At 54.6% G+C, this 22,724-nt stretch carries 23 protein-coding genes; 12 read left to right on the top strand and 11 right to left on the bottom strand.

Annotated features, from left to right (window positions below; translation table 11 throughout):
* Nucleotides 1-122 precede the first annotated feature (122 nt).
* The 3 genes from QUD59_RS12465 to dinB form a co-directional block, all read right to left on the bottom strand.
* A complete protein-coding gene (locus QUD59_RS12465) occupies nt 123-1,676 on the bottom strand; it encodes a SulP family inorganic anion transporter (RefSeq protein WP_286237382.1) in 1,554 nt (517 codons plus the stop codon).
* A gap of 81 nt (nt 1,677-1,757) precedes the next feature.
* Nucleotides 1,758-2,336 carry a nucleoside deaminase gene (locus QUD59_RS12460; protein WP_286237381.1) on the bottom strand — a complete coding sequence of 193 codons (579 nt, stop codon included), beginning with the start codon at nt 2,334-2,336 and terminating at the stop codon, nt 1,758-1,760.
* A gap of 43 nt (nt 2,337-2,379) precedes the next feature.
* A complete protein-coding gene (dinB, locus tag QUD59_RS12455) occupies nt 2,380-3,390 on the bottom strand; it encodes a DNA polymerase IV (protein ID WP_286237380.1) in 1,011 nt (336 codons plus the stop codon).
* Nucleotides 3,391-3,652: 262 nt separating this feature from the next.
* Here dinB and QUD59_RS12450 point away from each other — a divergent pair, with 262 nt between their 5' ends.
* Both QUD59_RS12450 and olsF read left to right on the top strand, forming a co-directional pair.
* A complete protein-coding gene (locus QUD59_RS12450; protein ID WP_286237378.1) occupies nt 3,653-3,838 on the top strand; it encodes a hypothetical protein in 186 nt (61 codons plus the stop codon).
* Nucleotides 3,839-3,941: 103 nt separating this feature from the next.
* A complete protein-coding gene (olsF, locus tag QUD59_RS12445; protein WP_286237375.1) occupies nt 3,942-5,720 on the top strand; it encodes a bifunctional ornithine lipid synthase OlsF in 1,779 nt (592 codons plus the stop codon).
* 31 nt (nt 5,721-5,751) lie between these two features.
* Here the strand turns inward: olsF and QUD59_RS12440 are convergent, their stop codons facing one another.
* Nucleotides 5,752-6,624, bottom strand: a complete 873-nt coding sequence (locus QUD59_RS12440) for a type 2 periplasmic-binding domain-containing protein (protein ID WP_286237374.1) — start codon at nt 6,622-6,624, stop codon at nt 5,752-5,754.
* A gap of 109 nt (nt 6,625-6,733) precedes the next feature.
* Entirely contained in the window at nt 6,734-8,482 is a 1,749-nt protein-coding gene (locus QUD59_RS12435; protein WP_286237373.1) for a hypothetical protein, read from the bottom strand.
* 183 nt (nt 8,483-8,665) lie between these two features.
* On the opposite strand from QUD59_RS12435, the gene QUD59_RS12430 reads away from it, so the two are divergent.
* Both QUD59_RS12430 and QUD59_RS12425 read left to right on the top strand, forming a co-directional pair.
* The gene (locus tag QUD59_RS12430) at nt 8,666-9,373 is read left to right on the top strand and encodes a VWA domain-containing protein (protein WP_286237372.1); all 708 of its coding nucleotides are present in this window, start codon (nt 8,666-8,668) and stop codon (nt 9,371-9,373) included.
* A 103-nt stretch (nt 9,374-9,476) separates the two neighbouring features.
* Nucleotides 9,477-10,139 (top strand): DnaJ domain-containing protein, encoded by a 663-nt coding sequence (locus QUD59_RS12425; RefSeq protein WP_286237371.1) that lies wholly within the window; start codon nt 9,477-9,479, stop codon nt 10,137-10,139.
* On the opposite strand, the gene QUD59_RS12420 is transcribed toward QUD59_RS12425, so the two are convergent.
* The gene (locus QUD59_RS12420; RefSeq protein WP_286237370.1) at nt 10,126-11,136 is read right to left on the bottom strand and encodes a hypothetical protein; all 1,011 of its coding nucleotides are present in this window, start codon (nt 11,134-11,136) and stop codon (nt 10,126-10,128) included. The genes QUD59_RS12425 and QUD59_RS12420 overlap by 14 nt on opposite strands.
* Before the next feature lie 65 nt (nt 11,137-11,201).
* Between QUD59_RS12420 and QUD59_RS12415 the strand changes: the two genes are divergently transcribed.
* From QUD59_RS12415 to QUD59_RS12395, 5 genes are all read left to right on the top strand, one after another.
* Nucleotides 11,202-11,786, top strand: a complete 585-nt coding sequence (locus QUD59_RS12415) for a TetR/AcrR family transcriptional regulator (RefSeq protein ID WP_286237369.1) — start codon at nt 11,202-11,204, stop codon at nt 11,784-11,786.
* A 468-nt stretch (nt 11,787-12,254) separates the two neighbouring features.
* Nucleotides 12,255-12,581 (top strand): EF-hand domain-containing protein, encoded by a 327-nt coding sequence (locus tag QUD59_RS12410; protein ID WP_286237368.1) that lies wholly within the window; start codon nt 12,255-12,257, stop codon nt 12,579-12,581.
* A 259-nt stretch (nt 12,582-12,840) separates the two neighbouring features.
* A complete protein-coding gene (locus tag QUD59_RS12405) occupies nt 12,841-14,250 on the top strand; it encodes a sensor histidine kinase (protein ID WP_286237367.1) in 1,410 nt (469 codons plus the stop codon).
* Nucleotides 14,198-14,710, top strand: a complete 513-nt coding sequence (locus QUD59_RS12400; protein WP_286237365.1) for a hypothetical protein — start codon at nt 14,198-14,200, stop codon at nt 14,708-14,710. Before QUD59_RS12405 ends, QUD59_RS12400 begins: the two co-directional genes overlap by 53 nt.
* The gene (locus QUD59_RS12395; protein ID WP_286237363.1) at nt 14,707-16,029 is read left to right on the top strand and encodes a sigma 54-interacting transcriptional regulator; all 1,323 of its coding nucleotides are present in this window, start codon (nt 14,707-14,709) and stop codon (nt 16,027-16,029) included. The genes QUD59_RS12400 and QUD59_RS12395 overlap by 4 nt, the downstream gene beginning before the upstream one ends.
* A 3-nt stretch (nt 16,030-16,032) precedes the next feature.
* Here the strand turns inward: QUD59_RS12395 and QUD59_RS12390 are convergent, their stop codons facing one another.
* The 5 genes from QUD59_RS12390 to QUD59_RS12370 form a co-directional block, all read right to left on the bottom strand.
* Nucleotides 16,033-16,833 (bottom strand): replication protein P, encoded by an 801-nt coding sequence (locus QUD59_RS12390; RefSeq protein WP_286237361.1) that lies wholly within the window; start codon nt 16,831-16,833, stop codon nt 16,033-16,035.
* On the bottom strand, nt 16,751-17,686 hold the full coding sequence (locus tag QUD59_RS12385) for a DnaT-like ssDNA-binding domain-containing protein (protein WP_286237360.1): 936 nt from the start codon (nt 17,684-17,686) through the stop codon (nt 16,751-16,753). Before QUD59_RS12385 ends, QUD59_RS12390 begins: the two co-directional genes overlap by 83 nt.
* A gap of 97 nt (nt 17,687-17,783) precedes the next feature.
* Nucleotides 17,784-18,191 carry a CBS domain-containing protein gene (locus tag QUD59_RS12380; RefSeq protein ID WP_286237359.1) on the bottom strand — a complete coding sequence of 136 codons (408 nt, stop codon included), beginning with the start codon at nt 18,189-18,191 and terminating at the stop codon, nt 17,784-17,786.
* Nucleotides 18,192-18,333: 142 nt separating this feature from the next.
* The gene (gene purU, locus QUD59_RS12375) at nt 18,334-19,188 is read right to left on the bottom strand and encodes a formyltetrahydrofolate deformylase (RefSeq protein WP_286237358.1); all 855 of its coding nucleotides are present in this window, start codon (nt 19,186-19,188) and stop codon (nt 18,334-18,336) included.
* 57 nt (nt 19,189-19,245) lie between these two features.
* Nucleotides 19,246-19,605: a 4a-hydroxytetrahydrobiopterin dehydratase gene (locus QUD59_RS12370; RefSeq protein ID WP_286237357.1), complete on the bottom strand. Its 360-nt coding sequence runs from the start codon at nt 19,603-19,605 to the stop codon at nt 19,246-19,248.
* A 92-nt stretch (nt 19,606-19,697) separates the two neighbouring features.
* Between QUD59_RS12370 and QUD59_RS12365 the strand changes: the two genes are divergently transcribed.
* Genes QUD59_RS12365 through QUD59_RS12355 form a run of 3 tightly spaced genes read left to right on the top strand, consistent with a single transcriptional unit; the run spans nt 19,698 to nt 22,686 of the window.
* A complete protein-coding gene (locus tag QUD59_RS12365; RefSeq protein WP_286237356.1) occupies nt 19,698-21,227 on the top strand; it encodes a thymidine phosphorylase family protein in 1,530 nt (509 codons plus the stop codon).
* Entirely contained in the window at nt 21,224-22,102 is an 879-nt protein-coding gene (locus QUD59_RS12360) for a ribose-phosphate pyrophosphokinase (protein WP_286237355.1), read from the top strand. The genes QUD59_RS12365 and QUD59_RS12360 overlap by 4 nt, the downstream gene beginning before the upstream one ends.
* Nucleotides 22,099-22,686 carry an alpha-ketoglutarate-dependent dioxygenase AlkB family protein gene (locus QUD59_RS12355; protein WP_286237354.1) on the top strand — a complete coding sequence of 196 codons (588 nt, stop codon included), beginning with the start codon at nt 22,099-22,101 and terminating at the stop codon, nt 22,684-22,686. The genes QUD59_RS12360 and QUD59_RS12355 overlap by 4 nt, the downstream gene beginning before the upstream one ends.
* Nucleotides 22,687-22,724 lie beyond the last annotated feature (38 nt).

Below are 22,724 nucleotides of genomic sequence, written 5' to 3'. Positions count from 1 at the left end.
TTGTTGCTGGCTGTATTTTTACTGCCAGATAACACTGCAACTAATTACACGACTTATATCAGGCAAAAAAAACTCCGGCAGAGGCCGGAGTTTTTTAACGATCGATCAAAGAATAACGATGATCAGGCGAGGCTGTCGTCCGCTACTTTATATTTCGGATCTTCGATGATGTTCACTTCCACCAGCTTGCCCGCTTTCTTCAACAGACCCTGACACTCCGGGCTGAGGTGGCGCAGGTGCAGTTCTTTACCCGCTTTTTCATAACGTTCTGCCAGAGAGTCGATGGCTTCGATACCCGAGTGATCCATTACCCGGCAGTTAGCGAAATCAACAATCACTTCAGGCGGGTCCATCTTCGGGTTGAACTGATCACGAAATGCCTGCACAGATGCAAAAAACAGCGGGCCGTTTGGCTTGTATACCTTAGTGTCGTACTCATCACGAACCTCAAAGGACATGTTGCTGGCATGCTTCCAGGCGAACACCAGTGCCGAGATAATCACACCGACAATCACCGCAATCGCCAGATCCTGCCATACGGTCACCGCAGTTACGGCAATCACTACCAGCATATCTGAGCGTGGAATTTTGCCCCACAGGCGCAGACTCGCCCACTCAAAGGTGCCAATGACCACGATAAACATTACCCCGACCAGCGCCGCAACCGGAATCATTTCGATCCACTGAGAACCCACCAGAATAAAGGTCAGCAGGAACAACGCAGCGGAGATACCGGAAGCCCGGCCAAAACCGCCTGAGTTGATGTTAATCATGCTCTGGCCAATCATGGCGCAGCCGCCCATACCCCCAAAGAAGCCGGTCGCTACGTTTGCAACGCCCTGACCGATACACTCTTTATTGCCTCGCCCACGGGTCTCAGTGATCTCATCGATCAGAGTCAGAGTCAGCAGGGATTCAATCAGGCCAATCGCCGCCAGAATCAGCGCGTAAGGCACAATGATCCGCAGGGTTTCAGCATTCAGAGGTACCATGGGAATATGGAATTCCGGCAGACCACCGGCAATGGTAGCAGCCGGATTACCGGTCATATCCACCAGCACGTCCTGAACAGTACGCGCATCCAGATCCAGACCGATCACCAGCAGGCTGACTGTGAGGATCGCAGCGAGTGACGATGGGATCGCCCGGGTCAGCTTTGGCAGGAAGTGGATAATAGCCATGGTCAGCGCTACCAGCCCCAGCATCAGCATCATCTGCTCACCCTGCAACCACTGCAACACGCCATCAGCATCGGAGAACTGGAACTGTTTCATCTGCGCCAGGAAGATCACAATCGCCAGACCATTCACAAAGCCCAGCATAACCGGGTGGGGCACCAGACGGATAAACTTACCGAGCCGGAACACTCCGGCCAGAATCTGGAAGATCCCCATCAGCACCACAGTGGCGAACAGATATTCTACCCCGTGCTGCGCCACCAGGCTCACCATTACCACGGCCAGTGCACCGGTTGCCCCGGAGATCATACCCGGACGCCCACCGATTGCGGCGGTAATCAAACCAACCATAAAGGCGGCGTAGAGACCTACCAGCGGCTCAACCCCGGCCACAAAGGCAAAGGCAACCGCCTCTGGCACCAGCGCCAGCGCAACGGTCAGACCCGACAATAGATCACTTTTCAGCGATTGTGTTCGCGACACAAGCAATTGAATCATTTATCACCCCAGGGAGTTACCTGCTCTTTTTTTGATCAGGCTGCGTAAAAAGTGCGCGAGTATAGCAAATAGAGGGGGCAATTACAGGCGTTCAGGGCGAATAATACCGAGCAGGTTCGCTCTTCTTTGTGCACTGCCATAAGCCGCAATCTCTTTGGCCAGCCGTGCCAGTTCATGTGCTTGCGGAAATCGGCTCACCTGTAAAAGCTGCCCCAGATTCTGCCAGGCGGGGGGCAGATGGGCTAATCGACTTAACATACCACCGTCCGGGTCTGCGGCCAGATAGCAAACCCGGCCAATACCGGCCGCCAGAATCCTGCTGCTGCACATCGGGCAGGGTTCCAGAGAGACCATCAGGGTGAGCTGTTGCCGTGAGGGAAAGTCGGCGCACTGCTCTTCAAACTGATCGAGCAAACGCATCTCAGCATGGCCCGCCGAATCATATCCACGGCTGAACACCCGATTGCTCTGCTCCAGCAAACACTCACCCTGCGGATTAAGAAGCACCGCACCAACGCCATAATCACCGCGCAGCAGGGCCTCCATCGCCAGTTCACAACAGCGCAACGCCCACTTTTCTTCGCCACAGCCATACTCGGCCTGATAAGTTGCCAGTCGCAACTGCAGCGCCTGAAGCGCGTTCGGATCATGTCTGGTCAAACTGATTTCTCCCCTCCGGTTACAGCGACGCGTCAGTTAAGGGTTACTCGCCTGCCAATAAACTGAGTTGCCGGGGCTGATCAGAACTGGCTGGCTGCAGTCGGTAACCCACGCCGATCAAACGTACCGGGCGGCCGCCACGCAGATAGGCATCACTCAACAGTTGCCGGAAATGGCTCAGCTCAGGTTGTTTAACACTATATTCGGCCGTGGTCTGAATAAAATCAAAAAACTTGATTTTAACCACGGCACCGGCGATCTGACGTGGTGGGTCAAGCCGTGCATAGCGCTGTTGCAATGATTCCATCAACTGCGGTAACTGCTCCAGACAACTGGGCAGATCGGGCAGATCGCGGGGATAGGTATGCTCCACACTGACCGATTTACGCTCACGGCTGACTTTAACCGGCCGTTCATCAATGCCCCGGGCCAGTTCAAACAGCCGCTGACCAAACCGCCCGAATCGCTCAATCAGACGTGACAGGGGTATCTGCCTTAAATCCAGACAAGTCTCGACTCCCAGGGTGTGTAACTTCTCTGCGGTTTTCTCACCCACGCCGGAGAGACGCTTAACCGGCAGTGCCGCAACAAACGGATCCACATCCTGAGGCAGAACCACAAACAGGCCATCGGGTTTGTTCCAGTCGCTGGCGACTTTAGCCAGAAACTTATTCGGTGCCACCCCGGCCGAGATAGTGATGCCTACCTCCTCACGAACCCGGCGCCGTAACTCCTCGGCAATCAGGGTCGCACTGCCCTGACAATGTTCCACACCGGTAACATCCAGATAAGCCTCATCCAGCGAAAGTGGCTCAATACGCTCAGTCACGCTCTGGAAGATCGCCATAATCTGCTGCGAAACCGCCTTGTATTTCTGTATGCTGCCGGGTATCAGGGTCAGATCCGGACAGAGTTTAAGTGCCTGAGCGGTAGGCATTGCGGAGCGAATCCCATATTCCCGTGCCAGATAGTTACAGGTTGAGATCACGCCTCTGCGCTCACGGCTGCCACCAATAGCCAGTGGCAGATCGCGCAGAGCCGGATTATCACGCATCTCCACCGCGGCAAAAAAACAATCGCAATCACAATGAATTATCTTGCGCTGCATAACTCAACCCAAATACTGTCCATCCATACAGTATATGGATTTTTTTTGCTCTGCCAATGAGAAAATGTTTGCTATGCTGAACCTTAATAGCAACACCTTGATAACAACAATTCAATAACAGGCTCAAGACGTTCCGGGCCACTCTCTCTTTCTCTACCCCGGCCCGGAACGTCCTTTAAGAAGTCAGAAGCTGGGAGATAATAATAAGATGTCAGAAGAACCACGGGTCAGGGAAAGACGCTCCGGTAAAGACCGCAGACAGAATAAAGACCGCAGAGAAGATATACGTTTCGAACCCGGCAAGGCCGATCGGCGTAAAAGTAATGGTCGTCGTCAGGGCGATAATGACATCTGGCACAAAGCGCTGGACGGCACTGACAGCGCGGGGAACTAACCCGAAACCAGAACCACACCGGGGGAGCCTCGACTCCCCTGTCACCAAAACGTAAAGTTTTCGTCAAAGCTTAGACACAAAATACTCATATATTTTTCACGTTATGAACACACGTGAAAATACTCTCATCGTCACCGAGCCGGCTATTAACGTAGAGAAGGCTCTGGTCAGTAAATATCCGGCCTTTACCGATAAACCGGCGCCCTTTCGTCGTTCTGCGCTCTATATGCTGCGCAAACTGGTGCATGAAAGCGAGATTAACTCCTTTCTCGACCTGAACCGCGACGCCAGCGGCTTTGAATTTATCGATCGGGTGCTGGAATACTTCAATTTCGGCTACAGCATCAGCAACCGGGACCGGGATAACATCCCCTCCTCCGGACGGGTGGTGATCATTGCCAACCACCCTCTGGGGGCACTGGACGGCCTGTCACTGCTGAAAATGGTGGGTGAGGTCCGCCGCGATGTGAAAATCATCGCCAATGACGTGCTGATGAACTTTGATCCCATCAAAAACCTGTTTCTGCCGGTAGATAATCTGGGGAAAAACACCCGCAAACGCGATATCGAGAGAATTGTCGACGCCCTGCATCAGGAGCAGGCCGTGATTGTATTCCCTGCCGGTGAAGTTTCGCGCGCAGGACTCACCGGCATTAAAGATGACAAATGGAACAGCGGTTTCATCCGCTTTGCCCGCAAAGCCAATGCACCGGTATTACCGATCTTCATCGGCGGTAAAAACTCCTCATTGTTTTACAGCGTTTCCTACATCAACAAGGCGCTGTCCACCATGATGCTGGCGCGTGAGATGTTTAACAAACACTCCGTCACCATCCCGATGAAAGTCGGTGAACCGATTCCGTTCAGTCAGATTGATGCCGTACCGGTTTCCACCACGGAAAAAACCAAACTGCTGAAAAAGCATCTGTACCGGATCGCTAAAGACAGAAAGCCCCTGTTTATTACTGAAAAAACCATCGCCCATCCGCAAAGCCGGCAAACGCTGAAACAGGAGTTGCGTGAATCTGAGCTGCTCGGGGAAACCGCCGATGGTAAAAAAATCTTCCTGTTTGACTATAAACCGGATTCCGCGGTCATCCAGGAAGTGGGCCGCCTGCGTGAAATCGCGTTCCGCTGTGTCGGTGAAGGCACCGGGGATAAGAAAGATCTGGACCAGTATGACCCCTATTACCGTCATCTGATCCTCTGGGACGAAGATGAGCTGGAAATTGCCGGTGCTTACCGCCTGGCGGAAGCCTGGAAACTGGCTGAGAACCCGGAACAACCACTCTACAGCTCTACCCTGTTCCGCTACAGCGAACAGATGCAACCTTATTTCGATCAGGGAATCGAGCTGGGACGCAGTTTCGTTCAGCCGAAATACTGGGGCAAACGCAGCCTCGATTACCTCTGGTACGGCATCGGTGCCTACCTGCGGAAACACCCGGAGGTCCGTTACATGTTCGGGCCGGTGAGCCTGAGCAACAGCTACCCGAAAGTTGCCAAGGATATGCTGATCTGGTTTTACCGCCACTATTTTGGTGATACAGAAAACCTCGGTCACTCCTTCTCGCCTTATCATCTGGATGCCGACGCTCAGAACAATCTGCAGCGGATGTTCAGTGGCGACAACTACAAGGCAGACTTCCGTATCCTCAAAGAGCAACTGGAGTTTCTCGGCGTCAGCGTACCTACGCTATACAAACAGTACAGTGAGCTCTGCGAAGAGGGGGGTGTGCGCTTCCTTGATTTCGGGGTGGATGCCGACTTTAACTACTGTATCGACGGTCTGGTACTGGTCGATATTCATCACGTGAAGCCGAAAAAGCGCAAGCGCTATATGGGTGAAGAACGCGCTGCTGATACGCCGGCTGGAGACTGAGCAAGGCCCCTTCAGCGGTCTGGAGGGGAGATTACCTGCTGTGGTCGTAGGGCTGAATCCAGTAACGGGCTTCTGTTACTGGTGTATCCGGCGGCAACAAAGGGTTAGGCAGGCTTATCACCCGTTTCTCTATCCATTTATCCAGCGGAAACAGGTGCGCCGTCGCCGGATGCTCCCTCAGGTGGCGACTGAACTCACCACTGTCGATCATACGGTTCAGCCCCAGCTCCAGACGCTGAGCCAGTTTCAGATTTCCCGGCGCGACAAAAAAATACATGGGAAACGGGTAATAGATGATCAGCTCAGGGTAAAGCATCATCTCTGGGTATTTACCCTGCCGGGCCGCCATTTCAGCAACCCCCTCATGCACACCCCGAGGAAAAAAATCACAACGTCCGGCATTAAGCTGCCGAAACATCAGCTCATAGATAGCCCCCCGCTGAACCTGAATACCGGCGGCTTCCAGTACGTCAGAATCCGGCCAGTGCTTTCCCTGACAGGCGACCAGTGTCTGTAACTTCTGCAGGGTTTCAACCCGGTCAAACTCAGTTTGCCGGTCCCGCCGGATCAGGCTGACCCGAAACCCCAGCAGACCTTTAAGCAGAGGCAACCGAACCGGTTTCAGCTTTTTCTCCCGGGAGATGGAAGTTCCGGCCCAATATACATCCAGCGTTCGGCCACGGGCTAACTCCTCTACCGCGCGTCCCTGTTCCATCTGAGTTGTATACGCTACCCGGCTCACCCCATATTCAGCTTCGGTTTGACGCAGCGCCATCGTCAGCAGCGTCGTAAAATAGCTGTGACTGACATCATCTTCAGATTGCGGCGGGATTGTTCGAATCACACCCTGCGCCGAAAGCATGGCAGGGAATATAAACAGCAGCAGGGAGAGAAGTATGCGCATTACAACCACACCGAAAGAGTGTCTTAAACCCTAAGTCTAGACAATATCTCAAACAGAGTAAGCAGCATGACTCTCCCGTGCTTAAACACAGAAGAGTCATGGTCTGGTATCACTGAGCGGCGGTTTGCTGCGCGGGGGGACGGATGTTCGCTTCGCTGCGAATCTCAATGCCCTGAGGATTGGTACCCAGATCGACCTGAACCTGCATATCGAGCTGTTTCAGCACTGCCAGCTCCGCAGCTACCTCAGGCTCTGCAGCCATTTCAATAACCGGCAGCAGCGGGGTCAGCATCTTTTTATAATCCACCGAGAAATTGAGGATACCGTTACTGACCGGTTCCACCGTTGCTAACTGGTTCGCAGCCTGTTCACCCTGTTCTCCGGCATAAAGCACCAGATGCTTACCTTTCAGGGCCAGCATGGGCTGAACATCCAGTTCCGGCGGCAGCGGGAGCATATCGCTCAGATCCAGCGCCGAACCGTCCGCAGGTAACTGAAGTTGGGCCAGTTGAGGCACAAAACCCTGAGCAATATTAAACAGTACCATCGGATTATCCGCGCTCACTGATACGACACCCTGCAGTGCAGTCATCACAGGTGCCGGCCCCGACATATCCAGCGTAAAGTCCTGCACACCCAGACCTATGCCCTTCAATCCCTGAGCCATACCGGTAAACATCGCCAAAGCCGCCGGATTGGACTGTCGCACCGCTGTTTGCATCTGACGCAATGGCTGACACTGATAAGCCGGTTCCAGCATATCGTTCCAGATAGCGCCGAGTGCCGGACTGAAATTATTCATATCAATCCCCAGTCCTATACCGAACAACTGGGCTTTCTGTAAATATTCGGGGATATAACCCTGCATTGAAGTCAGGGCATCCATCACAACCTTATTGTTGCTCTCGACGACCATCGACATCCGCATGAAACTACGCTCTGGGGTAATCTGCATATCGTCTTTATTGCGAATTCCGGCGACGGTTCTCGGCCAGTTTGCGGCCATCGCACCGAACTCAGACTGACACTCCGGTGTTCTCAGTTGCTCTAAACCACGGCCCGCGTTGTTCTGGTCCTGTGCACGGGAGAGCATTTTCGCCAGGCGGTTGCCATCCGTGCTGGTCAAACCCGTCACAATCTGGCGGTGATCAAGATAGGAAAGCGCCTGCGACTGGAAACCATGCTGTTTTGCGATACCGGCCAAGACACCAGCAGACTCCAGCGAATCAGCGGGCGCACTCTGCAACAGCGCAACCTCAAGATCGGCCGGCTCGTTCAATGCAGAGTTCAGTGTCCAGGTCGCCCAGCCATCGGCATAGGCCAGAATCAGCTCAATACTGCGGCCGCTTTTCTCATCACTGAAGCGATAAGCGCGGTAAGCCTGCTCGCCTGCGGTGCCCGCACGGTGCTGGAAACCGCTCTCCTGTTCAGCCTGATTAAACAATGCCCAGAATGCCGCTTCATCCGTCACCTGATAGCGAATGACCGGCATCAGACCCACCGCATAAGAGAGCCCCTTAACCTGATCCGGCAGCGCGAAAGTCTGCTGAAAGCGCTCCTCCGACTCGGCTGCGATAAAATAAGCTTTGACCAGACTGCCAAGAAAACGATGCTGAGCTGAACTCTGATCGTCAAACTCTTCAAGCAGATCCTGCGACATCTGCGGCGATGCGAAAGTGGTCGCACGCAGATAATCCTTCAGCGGGAAAGGCTCCAACTGCCCGGAATAAAACACCGTATCAGCGGGAACATAAGCCAGCGGGGAGACTCCGGCTCCATCCTGGGATTGCGGTTGTATCAGCATATAGCCTGCGGCTCCGGCAACCGCAACAGCACCGGCAATGAGTAGATTACGCAACGTAGCAAACTCCATTTTCACTTGTTTTGACTGATACTAACTAAACTCAGCGGCAGTGTCGTTAAGGTTCTCTGAATTCAGAAGATATTCCGGCGCTTTATTGATGCGCCACCGGCGCCTCTGTCATTCAGCCGCTCCCGATCAAACGCTATACTCAGAGTAAACTCAGGAAACAGAGCGATTATGGCTAAATCCCGGCAACCCGTTGTCAGTCAGTCCAGCCGTCAGGAGATTGATGCGTTTATCGAGCAGTTAAACCGCGCCCCGGCCGTGGTTGATCATGGCCGGCGGGGACGTATTCTGTTTGCGCTGGACGCCACCGCCAGTCGCCAGCCAACCTGGGATCACGCCTCCCATCTGCAGAATGAGATGTTTCATCAGGCCGCTTCGCTGGGAGGGCTGGAGCTGAAACTCTGTTATTTTCGGGGCTATAACGAGTTTCAGCAAAGTCGCTGGCTGGATAATGCTGACGCACTGACCCGCACCATGAATCAGGTTCACTGTGCAGCCGGCCATACCCAGATCGGTAACGTATTGCACCTGGCACTCAGCGAAACCCGCCAGCAACCGGTACAGGCGGTGATCTACATTGGCGACTGTCTGGAGGAAAAGCTTGACCCGCTGTGCAAGAAAGCCGGAGAACTGGGGCTTCTGAACACGCCGGTTTTCCTGTTTCAGGAGGGCGCTGACCCTGTCGCCAAACGCGGCATGCGGGAGATTGCCAGACTCTCCGGCGGGGCTTACCATAGCTTCGACGGGCACAGTTCAGGTCTGCTGAAGCAACTTCTGCTGGCCGTTGCTGTCTATGCCAGCGGAGGGAGAAAAGCGTTACAGCACTTTGCCGCCGGGCAGGGCCCCTCCGTAAACCGGTTACTGGAACAGTTGAAATAACTGAATGTTGTTTTTCGTCTTGAATAGAGGGTAGTGTTTGAATCCCGTCAGCCTTGTGCTTCTCGCCGCCATCGGTTTTGGCGTATTTTTCTGGCTAAAATCGATGTCACCGAAAAAACGCCGCAGAGCGATCGCTCTGATCCTGCTCACCGTGGTTGCTCTGTTTGTGCTATTGATGGCACTCACCGGCCGGTTACACTGGATTGCCGCTCTGTTTGCAGGCCTGCTGCCCTTTGCCCGACAACTGCTGCCGCTGCTGATCCGGATGCTGCCGTTTATTAATCACTGGTACAAACGCCGCCAGGGGAGTCAGCAAGCTTCTGGTAATCGATCAGAAGTCACCACCCGTATTCTCAGCATGACGCTGGATCACGACTCCGGTGTCATGTATGGCAGTGTCAACGAAGGTCCGTTACAGGGCCGGGTGCTGGGCGAGCTCAGCGAACAGGAGTTCCTGCAACTGCTGAACTACTGTCGCCAGCAGGACGCCGATTCAACCCGATTACTGGAAACCTATCTGGATAAACGCTTTGGCGATAGCTGGCGGGCCGATGATCAGCAGCAGACGCACCACAACGCAGAGTCCAGCGGTGATATGAGCAAGGCGGAAGCCTATGAAATTCTGGGTTTACAACCGGGCTGCAGCCGGGAAGAAATAATCACAGCCCATCGCCGGCTGATGCAGAAATATCACCCGGACCGGGGCGGCAGTGATTATCTGGCAGCGAAAATCAATCAGGCGAAAGACCTGCTCACTGACGATTAAATTTACGGAAGATTCTCTCCGGGCCGGCACGCTCCAGGCGCAAGCCGGCCTTACCGTAGGTCGCACTGTAACCTTTGAGCACTAACGCACCATAGCGGTCACGCTGAAACACCAGCACCTCATTTTCTTCGCGACCATCCAGTTCGGTCAGATGCACCACCAGCCTGCCATTACCCAGCCACTGCCAGTTACCCTTCTGCACGATCAACGGCTGACGGTTCCGGTAATCCTGAGACAGCACCACCGTGCCATCTCCCGCCATGTCCAGTGTGATAAAACGCCCCACACCACGCAGGCCCTTTATCTCTGCAGTGTATAAACCCGGCAGGGTGCGGATATCGAGCTGACCTTCCCGGGCACAGCCGACATAGGGTTTACCATCCAGCACCATCTCTGCCTGGTACTCATACTCAATACCATGCCGGTCACGGCAGGAAAGCTTCTGTATGCGCAAAGCAAGCCGGTGATCACCCAGCCCGGAAACACGGCTGTTCCACTCCCAGCCATTGCCCAGATTAATCGGTTCATTACGGGGAAAGATCAACTGAGCCATACGGTCGTAGTTATGGACATAGATACCATCATCACGCAGATCTGCGATCCACAGGGGGCGATCACCGGCCGCCCGGAACTCATTACCGGAAAGTTCGTAATTACAGGTCGACTGACCGCCGCCGATCAGATGCACCTGATACACCTGCCAGGTCTCCCCCGGTGCAAAATGATCGCCACTGAGCTCAGCATATACCGCAGGCTCCACCGAATCCTGCAAGCGGTCAGACAAACGCCCGGTGTGATCGCTGATTTGCTCGGTATTACTCACATAACAGGGTGAAAAACTCAGCCCCTGCGCGGTCTGAGTAACTATACCGCGGCGGAAAAGAGGCCCGGCATCGCCGCCCAGCCCGTCGGGTATAGACTGACATCCGGTCAGTACGGAGAGGCCAGCTACGCTGCCTGCGGTCCATCTGAGCAACCTGCGACCAAGGATTTTCATATTAAGTATTGCTAGGAAAGAAATGAAAATCGATAATATGTCAATTGATCATGGAGGGCAAAATTATGGCAAGGCCAGCGGAATTTGATCGTACTGAGGTACTCGAAAAGGCTATGCACGTGTTCTGGAGAACCGGCTATAACGCAACATCCGTTACGGATCTGGTGGATGCAACCAGTCTGAAACCCGGTTCACTGTATGGTGCATTCAAAAGCAAACGCGAACTGTTTGTTGAGGTGATTGATACCTACGCAGCCAAAAGCCTGCATCGGGTAACAAGCGCATTTGAGGAAGCAACATCCCCGGTTAATGGGATCGAACTGTTCTTTAACCGTTTCTGTAACGACCTGGCAAATGACGAGATCGGCAAAGGATGCCTGATGGTCAACACCATGCTGGAACTGGCAACAGAAGACGATGATATCCGGTTGCAGGTGAGTGATTACCTGAATCAGGTTGAACAGCACTTCCTGCAAGCTATCAGCGAAGGACAGCAACAGGGCGAGATCACCCGGACATTATCGGCAGAAGATCTGGCAACATCACTGATGACCACCATCTGGGGGCTTCGCGTACTCAGCAGTAAACGCCCGTCGCGGGATAAGTACAACGCAATCATCACCAACACATTACGTTCTCTGAACGCCTGATTATCTACCTTATTGCAACGCGCGAAAGCATCACTCTGTAGCGATCGCGCCGGCAGTTGAATACCCCGAATTAAACACTTACTTCCCTAAACACGCTGCTAACAGCGCTCAGCAAACCCCGGCGTTTTCGTTCTGTTTTTTTCTTAAACCGTTACTGAAACCAACCCAGACCGGGGTTTCACTCCGCATAACCGTCACCCGGCAGAATGACGTGTCGCCATTTGCAACTCACATAACTTACTGATTTTAATAAACAAGTATGCTTTTTAAACAACTACCTGTCTCTTAATGGCGACAGTTTCCACCTAAAAATCAGGCCAAAATCACGGGCCCTCTTTCCAAAAACCCAAAACAACCTGCAACCAATTGATTTAAATGAATTTTTAAAAACTGGCACAGCACTTGATATATCTCCTGCGAAACTTACTTCATAACCGTTTTGTTTTAATGATGTTTTAGGAGATAAACATGAAATTTACCGCAATCGCTCTCAGTTCTGCTCTGGCACTGGCCTCTGTATCTGTAACTGCCGCTGAAACCAGCACTGAAGAAGTTAAACCTGCCGTACAGTCTGAAGTCGTTAAAGAGCAGCCACAGTCTGAAAACATCTTTTCCAAACTGGACCAGAACGCCGACGGTAAAATCAGCCCGCAGGAAGCACAGGTTTCTCCTGCTCTGGTTAAAAGTTTTGAAAAGATCGACAGCAACAAAGACGGCTTCCTGAGTCAGGATGAATTCGCCCAGCTTCAGGTCAAAGCCGTACCTGCCGGCAATGCAATCGCCCTGATCGTTTAATTACGCAGGCACAGGTTCACCGGTTAAGGGAGTCAGTTCTGATTCCGAGACAGCCTCAGACGTCCGCCCTTTTCCGGTAACAGTTAATTCAGAGCATCCTTAGTCCACACTAGCCGCCCGCTCTGATTTGACGGGGCCGGGTACTCAGGTATCCGGCTTTTCCCCTTTTTATCTACACAGACAAGCAGAGTCCCACGGAGTGCGGTATCATAAGCTAAATTCACCGTTAACAACCCTTCCGGTTCTGGTAAAACACTCCATGACCAAGCACAGTCGCCCCGCCTGGCGCTTAAGTTCACTCAAACAACTGGTTCTGCTCTCCTTTCTGGTGGTCGTCACTCCATTTGGCATCCTCATCTATCTGGCGACAGACGCACTGGTAGAACAATCCACCGAAGGGCGTGTGCTGGCACAGCAGGCGCTGGAAGTCACCCGACGCGGGCAACAACTGGAACGACTGGCCGAAGACATAACCCGTTCCGCCCGGCAATATCAGATTCTTGCCAAACCGGAAATCAGACAACGGCTTGACCAGTTCCTGACGGAATACCGGCAACAACTGAATATCCACAGCTTAACGCTGCAACAGCCGGATACATTGCAGCAGATCAACCAGCTTCTGGATCGTATTGAAAGCGATCATGCCAGCGAAGCCCCTTCGCTGCTTCCACTGACCGGCGAGATAAACCGGCAGATCGACAGGGTACTGGATCAGCGATTGCAGGCATTAAACCAGACCGCACAACAAACCCAGGCCCGGCTCAGCACCCAGACCTTTATTCTGCTAGGCATAGAAGCGCTGCTGATTCTGTTCTTAAGCCTGAATATTATCCGCCCGGTACGTCGGATTGCCGCGCGGATACAGGCAATGGGCACCGGTCAGGAATATCAGGTTGAACAGGTAGGCGGACCGGATGAACTGGTTGAACTGGATCAGCAACTGGACTGGCTGAGCCGCCGGCTGGCGGAAGTTGAGCATGAGAAACAACGGTTCCTGCGGCATATGTCCCATGAACTGAAAACCCCTCTGACCACCCTGCGCGAAGGGTCTGACCTGCTGGCCGACCAGATTACCGGCAGCCTGAACCCCAACCAGATGGAGATCGCCAACCTCCTGCAGAGTAACTCAAGGCAGTTACAGTCCCTGATTGAGCAACTGCTGGATTACAGCCGCCTCAGTCAGAATGAACCACTCAGTCTGCAGCAGGCCGCGTTGCTGCCGTTGATTGAAGAAGCGGTTGAACCCTATAAACTACTGCTGGAACAGAAGCAGATCACAGTTCACCTGCCGGAGCAGAATATCGACTGGTACACCGACCGGGCGATGCTGCTGAGAATTCTCGGCAACCTGATCTCCAACGCTGCCCTGTATGGCACCCAGCAGGGCCTGTTGAGTATCAGCCTCGCTGTCGAAGAGGGAGAGTTACTTGTCGAAGTGGGCAACGCAGGTCCGGTGATACCTGAAGAGGATCTTCCCCACCTGTTCGAGCCCTTCTATCAGGGTCAGAACCGGCGTTCAGGCCCGGTCAAAGGGTCAGGGATTGGCCTGAGTATTGTACGTGACGCCGCCGATTCACTCGGCGCCCATGTCACACTGATAACCAATGAGGATAACTATGTCTGTTTCCGCGTCTGTCTGCCGACTCCGGCAACTGGCTCTGATGCCTAAGTACTGGCTGCTGATTCTATTCCTGCAGGGCTGTCAGTTGCAGCCTCAGGCACTGCAAACGCAGGAACAGAGCTGCAAGATCAGTCCACAGCGGCTGGCCAGCCTGCAGGAGACTGAAAAGCGTTTCCTCAGCCAGCCGGAAGCGCGCAGCGGGATTATGCAGCGCGCCATTCGCGACAAGGACAACGAGCTGCTTGCACTGATACTCGCAACGCCGCTCTCTTCGACCGACCAGCTACAGCAGGCCCGACGGCATTTTGCCCGGCTCGACCTCAGTCAGGCGCCGACCTGCCCCGGCGATCGCTATCTGGATATGCGCAACCAGCTCACTTCCAGCCTGATGTGGATGCGTGCCGAACAGGACAATCTGGAAGCCGCCAATCAGGCACTGAAACTGAAGATTGATGCCCTGACCCAGATCGAATCCGACCTCAGCAGACAGCGGGAGGCGCAGGAATGACCCCGCATCTGTTACTGGTTGACGATGACCCCTCGCTGCTGAAACTGCTGTCACTGCGACTTGAAGCCAGCGGGTACCGGGTCAGTTGCGCTGAAAGTGCTGAACAGGCACTGACCATGCTTGATGAACAGGTCGATCTGCTGATTACCGACCTGCGTATGGAGGGCATGGACGGCATGGGCCTGTTTGCTCAGGTGCAGCGCCTTTACCCTCAGTTACCGGTGGTCATCATCACCGCCCACGGTTCGATACCGGAGGCAGTTACCGCCACCCAACAGGGGGTATTTGGCTTTCTCACCAAACCGATCGACCGCGATCAGTTACTGAAAACCATCGAAGCCGCGCTGGCGAGCACCAGCCGTACTCCGGAAGACTGGCGCAGCCGGATTATCAGCCGCAGCCCGGTGATGGAGAGTCTCCTGCTGGAAGCGGAACAGATTGCGGCCTCCGATGTCAGCGTGCTGATTACCGGCCCCAGCGGCAGTGGTAAGGAACTGATGGCCAATGCGATCCACCGCGCCAGCCCACGCCGGGACCAACCCTTTATCGCCATTAACTGCGGTGCCCTGCCGGAACAACTGCTCGAATCCGAACTGTTTGGTCATGCTAAAGGGGCGTTCACCGGCGCAGTGAATAAACATGAAGGATTGTTTCAGGCGGCTGACGGTGGCAGCCTGTTTCTCGATGAGATTGGTGATATGCCACAACCGCTGCAGGTAAAACTGTTACGGGTGTTGCAGGAGCGCCAGATCAGGCCGGTGGGCAGTACCGAAACCATTCCGGTAGATGTCCGCCTGATCTCGGCAACCCATCGCAATCTGGAGCAGGCTATGCAGGAAAATCAGTTCCGTGAAGACCTGTTTTACCGTCTGAATGTAGTGAATCTGCACCTGCCCCCCTTGTCGGAACGGCCGGAAGATATCCCCCCACTGGCGCGTTACTTTGTGGAACAGGCGGCTAAACGTCACAATCCGAAAGTTAAAAGCATCTCCAGTGCTGCCCTGCAACTGCTGGCCCAGTCGGCCTGGCCGGGCAATGTACGACAACTGGAAAATGTGATTGAACGGGTCATCGCCCTGAGCACCACCCCGGTGATCTCCGACAGCGCAGTCAGCCGTGCACTGGCCAATCAGGAGCAGGTGATACCCAACTTTAACGATGCCCGTGCGGAGTTCGAAGCGCGCTATCTGCGTAAGGTGTTGCAGATAACCGAGGGCAATGTGAGTCAGGCGGCGAAGATTGCCGGCCGTAACCGCACCGACTTCTACAAACTGCTTAAGCGCCACGACATCGCCGCAGCGCTGTATAAACAGGAATAAAACTTACTGGTAGTCGTCAGGGAGCTGAATGCCCATGGCGCTGGCTTCAACCTGCGCCTGCTGACGGAACCGCTGCCGAATCTGAGTACCCTTCGGCTTGGTCAGATAGTAGAGCCACTTGCTGGCCACTTCCGGCCTGAGCTGATGCTCTTCGCCCCAGCGCTGGATAAATTCGAACAGACCGCTGTCGCTTTTATCCGGCAGGGCTACCGGCACCGGCAGATCGAGTGATTCACCCGCCCGCACCCGACGGCAGATCACCTCATAGTTGTAGCGAAAATCAGGAAACACATCGACCTGATCCTCAGAGCGTATCCGAAACCAGCCGGTCGCTTTAGCCGCGTGATAGATAGCCGGATGAGTCCAGTGATGGGTTGAGGCGTGCTCAGCATGCAGGGCTGCTTCCTCATACGCGGCTTTCGCCGGGGGCAAACCGTAATCACCGGTCAGGTTACGCAGCACCTTGAGAAATTCAGAGATGGTCGGCATCCAGGCACTGTGTTCTTTACAGTAATCGATCGCCGCCACCAGCTCCGGTTCACTGTAGTCACCCAGACTCAGCGCCCACTCACGCTTGGCAATACGAATCTCATCCTGAGTTTCAAAGCAGCTTTTGAACTTATGCCCGTAGATCGCCATAAACCGGGCAAAAATCATGTTCACCAGCGTTTTGGTCTGCACACTCAGCTCGTTGGGCGAGGCTTCCGAGTGCGCAGCGTCTTCACCAGTCGGTGTCCTTGATGTCCATGATGGCTGCGGTAACCCGTTGGCGTTTTTCGCGAGTATCTCTGCGGGGGTTTTCATGACTGAAACCTGCTTGCTGTTCTTGACTGAGGCGTTGCTGACGCCCCTCCTGGGTCTGCTTCTTCACCCACTCTCTCTTAACCCAACCAAGGAATTTCTGATCCCAGTTGGTTTCTTTACGGTCCTTATCTAACCAGTAAAGCACAAACTCATCGAGGCAGGTCTGCGCAAACTGTGGCGAGATATTATGCCGCGGTAGCAATGCATAAAAGTTCTCTGATGGTTGCCAGCCCAGCTCCATCGGATGCATCTGTTTGTTGCGCTGCTCATGCTGACGGAACAAGGCCTGCAGCTCATCCCCCTGACGGGTTCTGCGCGCCCAGCCGATGCTGCCACCAAAGGTAGGCGCAGGGCCCGGACGGGGTGCAGACTGCGCCGGCTGAACCGGTGCTGTATCCGGGTAATAGGGCGTATCCTGCAGTTCGGGATAAGCCTCCTGAGTATAGGTCGCAGGCTCAGCCACGGGAGGCGGTGGTGGTGGCGCTGACGGAACCGCTTCAACAACCGGTAACCGGCTCACCATCTCCAGCTCTGTTTCCGGTTCTGCTTCAGTGACTGCACCATCAGCAACAAAACGGATCTGGACCCGGCCATCGTGCATAAAGGCGGCTTCAATAATTCCGGCTTCAACCAGAACATTTGTCAGTTGCGCCAGTTGCTCTTCCTCCCAGAACTGCCCCAGCGTCAGCCACTGAGCGTGGGAAAAGATCAGTTCGGGCTCTTCGGCCGGGAAGCCCGGCAGCCGTTCAGCCTGCTGATGATAGAGACTGAGCAGTACAGCCGCTTCTACCCCCAGTTCTCTGGCCATGGAGGGATAAAGCAAAACAGGTGTTTCGGGAAAGGTATAACTCATCAACTCGATTCAGCAGTAAAAAGCAGGGACTGACTAATCATACCCCAGAAATAAAAAAGCCGCAGTCAGAACTGCGGCTTCTCAGTATCCGGAACGATCAACCGTCTTCCGCAAAACGGGCTACCGCACGCAGCACATCGCGACGGCTTATCTGGCCGATCAGTCTACCATCTTTTACTACCGGAAGACGACGCCGGCGGTTGTGGATAAACTCCTCGGCCACCTTGATGATGTCCGCATCATAGTTGATCGTATGAACCTCTTCAGACATATAGGTGCCGACTATTCCGCCCATCTCCTCTTCGTGATAGGTCAGCGTCAGAATCGCCTTCAGGCAGTCCACCTCAGACATCAGGCCGACCAGATTACCACTGCTGTCCACAACCGGGGCTCCGGTAATCTGATGGTTTACCAATTTGTTGATCGCTTCAAACAGATCAGTTTCCGGGGTAAAGGTAATCAGGTCCTTACACATGTAGTCCTGAGCTTTAACAGATCGTAACATTACCGCTCCTCCATACCATGCAGCGCGTCTGCTGGCATCTGCTCTGCCGGGAATCTGTTCCGACCAGAACGGTCATTCACCCGGTGATAGCCTATAGTTGCACCCTTCCACGCTGACCGCAATATAAGGAGCCTGACGCGGATCAGTTAAATACGACTGTTTTGTTTCCCTGTACCAGAATCCGGTCTTCCAGATGCCAGCGCAGACCACGGGAGAGTACGGTTTTTTCCACATCCCGGCCCAGACGTACCATCTCATCCGGCATATCGCGGTGGCTGATACGGATCACATCCTGATCGATAATCGGGCCGGCATCCAGCTCTTCCGTCACATAGTGGCAGGTCGCACCGATCAGCTTTACGCCGCGCTCATGTGCCTGATGATAGGGTTTGGCTCCGGCGAAGGATGGCAGGAAACTGTGATGAATATTGATAATCCGGTGGGCGTATTCCGCACAGATATCGGTCGGCAGAATTTGCATATAACGCGCCAGTACCACGGTATCCGCTTTGTGCTCACGAATCAGCCGGCTGACTTCAGCAAAGTGTGGCTCTTTATTTTCCTTATCTACCGGTACGTGGTGGTAAGGAATATTATGCCACTCCACCATACTGCGCAGGTCATCGTGGTTGGAGATCACACAGGGGATCTCGCAGTCCAGCTCACCTTCATGGTAGCGGTACAGCAGATCCGCCAGACAGTGAGACTGACGGCTGGCCATCAGAATCACCTTTTTCGGCTGCGCAGAATCGGTCATATCCCAATCCATATTGAACGACTGGGCGATCGGCGAAAACGCCTCTTTCAGTTCCTCTAATGAGAATGGCAGGGTTTTGGCGCTGATCTCCACCCGCATAAAGAACCAGCCGGTGGTACCGTCGGTGTGCTGGTTAGCATCTGAAATTGAGCCGCCGTGGCTGGAGATAAAATTACTCACCATCGCCACAATCCCTACCCGGTCCGGGCAGGCCAGAACCAACCTGAATCTACGTTCCATCTAGCTAACACTCCGCAGCAAAAAATATCGAGGGCCTATTCTAGCAGCAGCGATCCGCTATTTGGAATCAGCAACATAAAGCTGATCGCTGCGTGCCGCACAGCGGAAATCATTGCGATGCAGTCCGCCGATCTTATGGGTATACCAGATCAGCTCGACCCGCCCCCAGGCTGTCAGAATATCCGGGTGATGCTGCAACGCTTCCGCCATCGCTCCCACCCGGTTGGTAAACGCCAGCGCCCCGGCAAAGTCCTTAAAGGTATAGGCCCGATATAACTGCATCACCGCCCCCTGCTGTTTAATCTCCCAGTCGGGCAGTTGCTGTAAGAGCTGACTGGCTTCCTCCGGGCTCAGCGCAGGAACACCCGCGCGGCATGCTTCGCAGTTTTCCTGCAGTAGTGATTCTTTCTGACTCATAGGCCCTCCGCAAAACTCTGTACTGAGTTGCTCACTCCGGTTTTCCCAAATCTCAAAGGCTCTTATACTGATGAGATTAGGGAGAGATACAGATGAATTATGTACCTGAACGCATGACCCCGCTGAGCGCCTGCCGTCTTGGTCTGGATACCCATCAGGAGCCTACCGTTTACCTACGTCAGGATAGTCCAGTCTGCCGCTCGGAGGGGTTTTCCGCGCTCTCCCGGGTGCTGATCAGGACCGAAAAAGATCACCTTATTGCCACCCTGAATATGGTGACAGGCGACCTTCTGCAGACCGGCCATGTCGGTTTTTCCGAATCGGCCTGGAACCGTCTGCAACTGGAAGAGGGCGATTCCATCTGGCTTTCCCACCCGAAACCGGTTCACTCCCACGCCTACATCCGGGCCAAAGTCTATGGCAATGAACTCAGCGCCGCACAGCTACGCGAAATCATCGACGACATCGTCGCCGGACGTTATGCCGATGTCCATCTGGCTGCGTTTATTACCGCCTGTGGTGATGACAAGCTGAATACCCGGGAGATCACCGACCTGACCCGGGCGATGGTCGATTCCGGCAGCCGGATTGAATGGGGCTTGCCCGTGGTAGTAGATAAGCACTGTGTCGGCGGCTTACCCGGAAACCGGACCACGCCGATCATCGTCTCTATCCTGACCGCAGCCGGGCTGACCATGCCGAAGACCTCATCACGGGCGATCACCTCACCGGCGGGTACTGCCGATACAATGGAGAGCCTCACAGAAGTCAGCCTCAGTCTGGAACAGATGCGGGCCGTGGTTGAACAGGAAGGGGGATGTCTGGCCTGGGGCGGCTCGGTTCGCCTCTCCCCGTCCGACGATCTGCTGATTCAGGTCGAACGGGCGCTGGATATTGACAGTGAAGGTCAGTTGATCGCCTCAGTACTGTCGAAAAAGATCGCCGCCGGCGCGACCCATGTGGTTATCGATATTCCGGTTGGCCCGACCGCCAAAGTGCGCAGTCAGGAAGCCGCCGAAAAGCTGGCCGCTAATTTCAAGGCGGTTGCCGAAACCCTTAACCTGCAGATTACGACCCTGTTTACCGATGGTAGCCAGCCGGTCGGCCGGGGGATCGGCCCCGCGCTGGAAGCCCGGGACATTCTTCAGGTATTGCAGAATGATCCGCAACAACCCATGGATCTGCGTAAGCGCGCCGCCGAAGTAGCCGGAGCCATGCTGGAAATGGTCAATGACCTGCCCTCCGGCGAAGGCTGTAATCAGGCGCTTGAGCTGCTTGATTCGGGGGCTGCCTGGGGAAAATTTCAGGCGATCTGTGCGGCTCAGGGAGGCCTGAAAAAGCCCCCTATCGCGCCCTATCGCTACGAACTGATCGCCCACGGCAGCGGTCGGGTCAGCAGCATTGATAACCGCAAACTGGCCAAAGTTGCCAAACTGGCGGGGGCTCCGGCGGATCTGGCGGCGGGTGTCGATATGCACTGCCAGTTGGGCAGTCTGGTCGAGCCGAATCAGATATTACTGACCATTCACGCCGAAAGCTCCGGCGAGCTGAGCTACGCCGTGGAATTTCTCGAAGATCATCAGGACATTATCGTGCTGACTAAGGAGCAGAAATCCGCATGAAACCGCTGCTGTTTAATCTGGAAAACGACAACCCTCTCGCGGCAGAGCTGACTGAACAGATCGCAGCAGAAGCAGGCGAACTGAGTCTGCGCCGCTTCCCTGATGGTGAAAGTTACCTGCGGGTGCTGAGCGATTGTAAAGACCGTTCAACTATCATTTTCTGCAACCTCTACCAGCCCAACCAAAAGTTTCTCGATCTCTATTTTCTGGCAGATACATTGCTCGAACTCGGTGCCAGCCGGGTTGGTCTGATCACGCCGTACCTCGCTTATATGCGGCAGGACAAGCGCTTTCAGCCGGGTGAGTGCGTTTCGTCACGCCCCTTTGCCCGGCTCCTTTCGCAACGGCTGGACTGGATGGTGACACTCGATCCCCACCTGCATCGCTACCACTCGCTGGATCAGATCTACAGTCTGCGTGGCGAAGTGGTGCATGCCGCCGCCATGATCGCCCGCTGGATCCGGGAAAATATCCACCAGCCCCTGCTGATCGGACCGGACAGCGAGAGTGAACAGTGGGTATCACAGGTTGCAGAACTCGCCTCGGCCCCGTTTCAGGTACTCAGCAAAATACGCCACGGTGATTACGATGTAGAGGTCTCTCTGCCGGAGGTGGAGCGCTGGCGTGAGCACACCCCGGTACTGGTGGATGACATCATCTCCAGCGGCAAAACCATGCTCGAAACGGTCGCTCACCTGCAGCGGGCCGGGTTACCGAAACCCTGCTGCATTGGTGTTCATGGCCTGTTCTCCGATTCCGCTTACCAGCAGCTCAGCGATGTGGCTGAAGTCGTCACCTGTAACAGCGTACCTCACCGCAGCAACCGTATAGATATCTGCACGCCTCTGAGCGAAGCGGCGTTGAAGCTGGTATGAATCCGCGTATCTATCCGGCTGCAGATATCGACTGCTGGCTTGAACCGGACTTTCTGCCAGCCTCCGATCAGGAAGCACAGCTAGCGCGGCTCAGTCAGGAGATCAACTGGCATCAGGACAAAATCCGCCTGTTCGGCCGGGAACAGCTAATCCCGAGACTGCAGGCCTTCATGGGCGCCCCCGGTATCCATTACCGCTACTCCGGGCTTACCCTTGAGGCCAGCGGCTGGCACCCGGTAGTCGAACATTACCGCCAGCGTTTACTTCAGGCCACGGGCACTGAATTCAACGCAGTGCTCCTCAATCTCTACCGGGATGGTCAGGACAGTATGGGCTGGCACCGGGACAATGAACCCGAGCTTGGCAAAGACCCTGTGATCGCCAGCCTCTCTCTGGGTGCCAGCAGACGTTTTCTGCTGCGCCATCAGGGTGATCAGCGCCGTCTGGAGTTGACGCTGACCGGTGGCTCACTGCTGTGGATGGGCCGGGGTATCCAGCAGCAGTGGCAACACAGCATACCGAAAACCCGGCGCTGTAATATGCCCCGGATTAACCTGACCTTCCGTCAGGTTGTAAACAGTTAATAGCCCTACCAAAGAGGGGTGATTCTTCAACTAAGTTC

The organism is Neptuniibacter halophilus (assembly GCF_030295765.1).
Taxonomy (GTDB): domain Bacteria; phylum Pseudomonadota; class Gammaproteobacteria; order Pseudomonadales; family Balneatricaceae; genus Neptuniibacter; species Neptuniibacter halophilus.
This window is presented reverse-complemented; position numbering and strand designations above follow the sequence as displayed.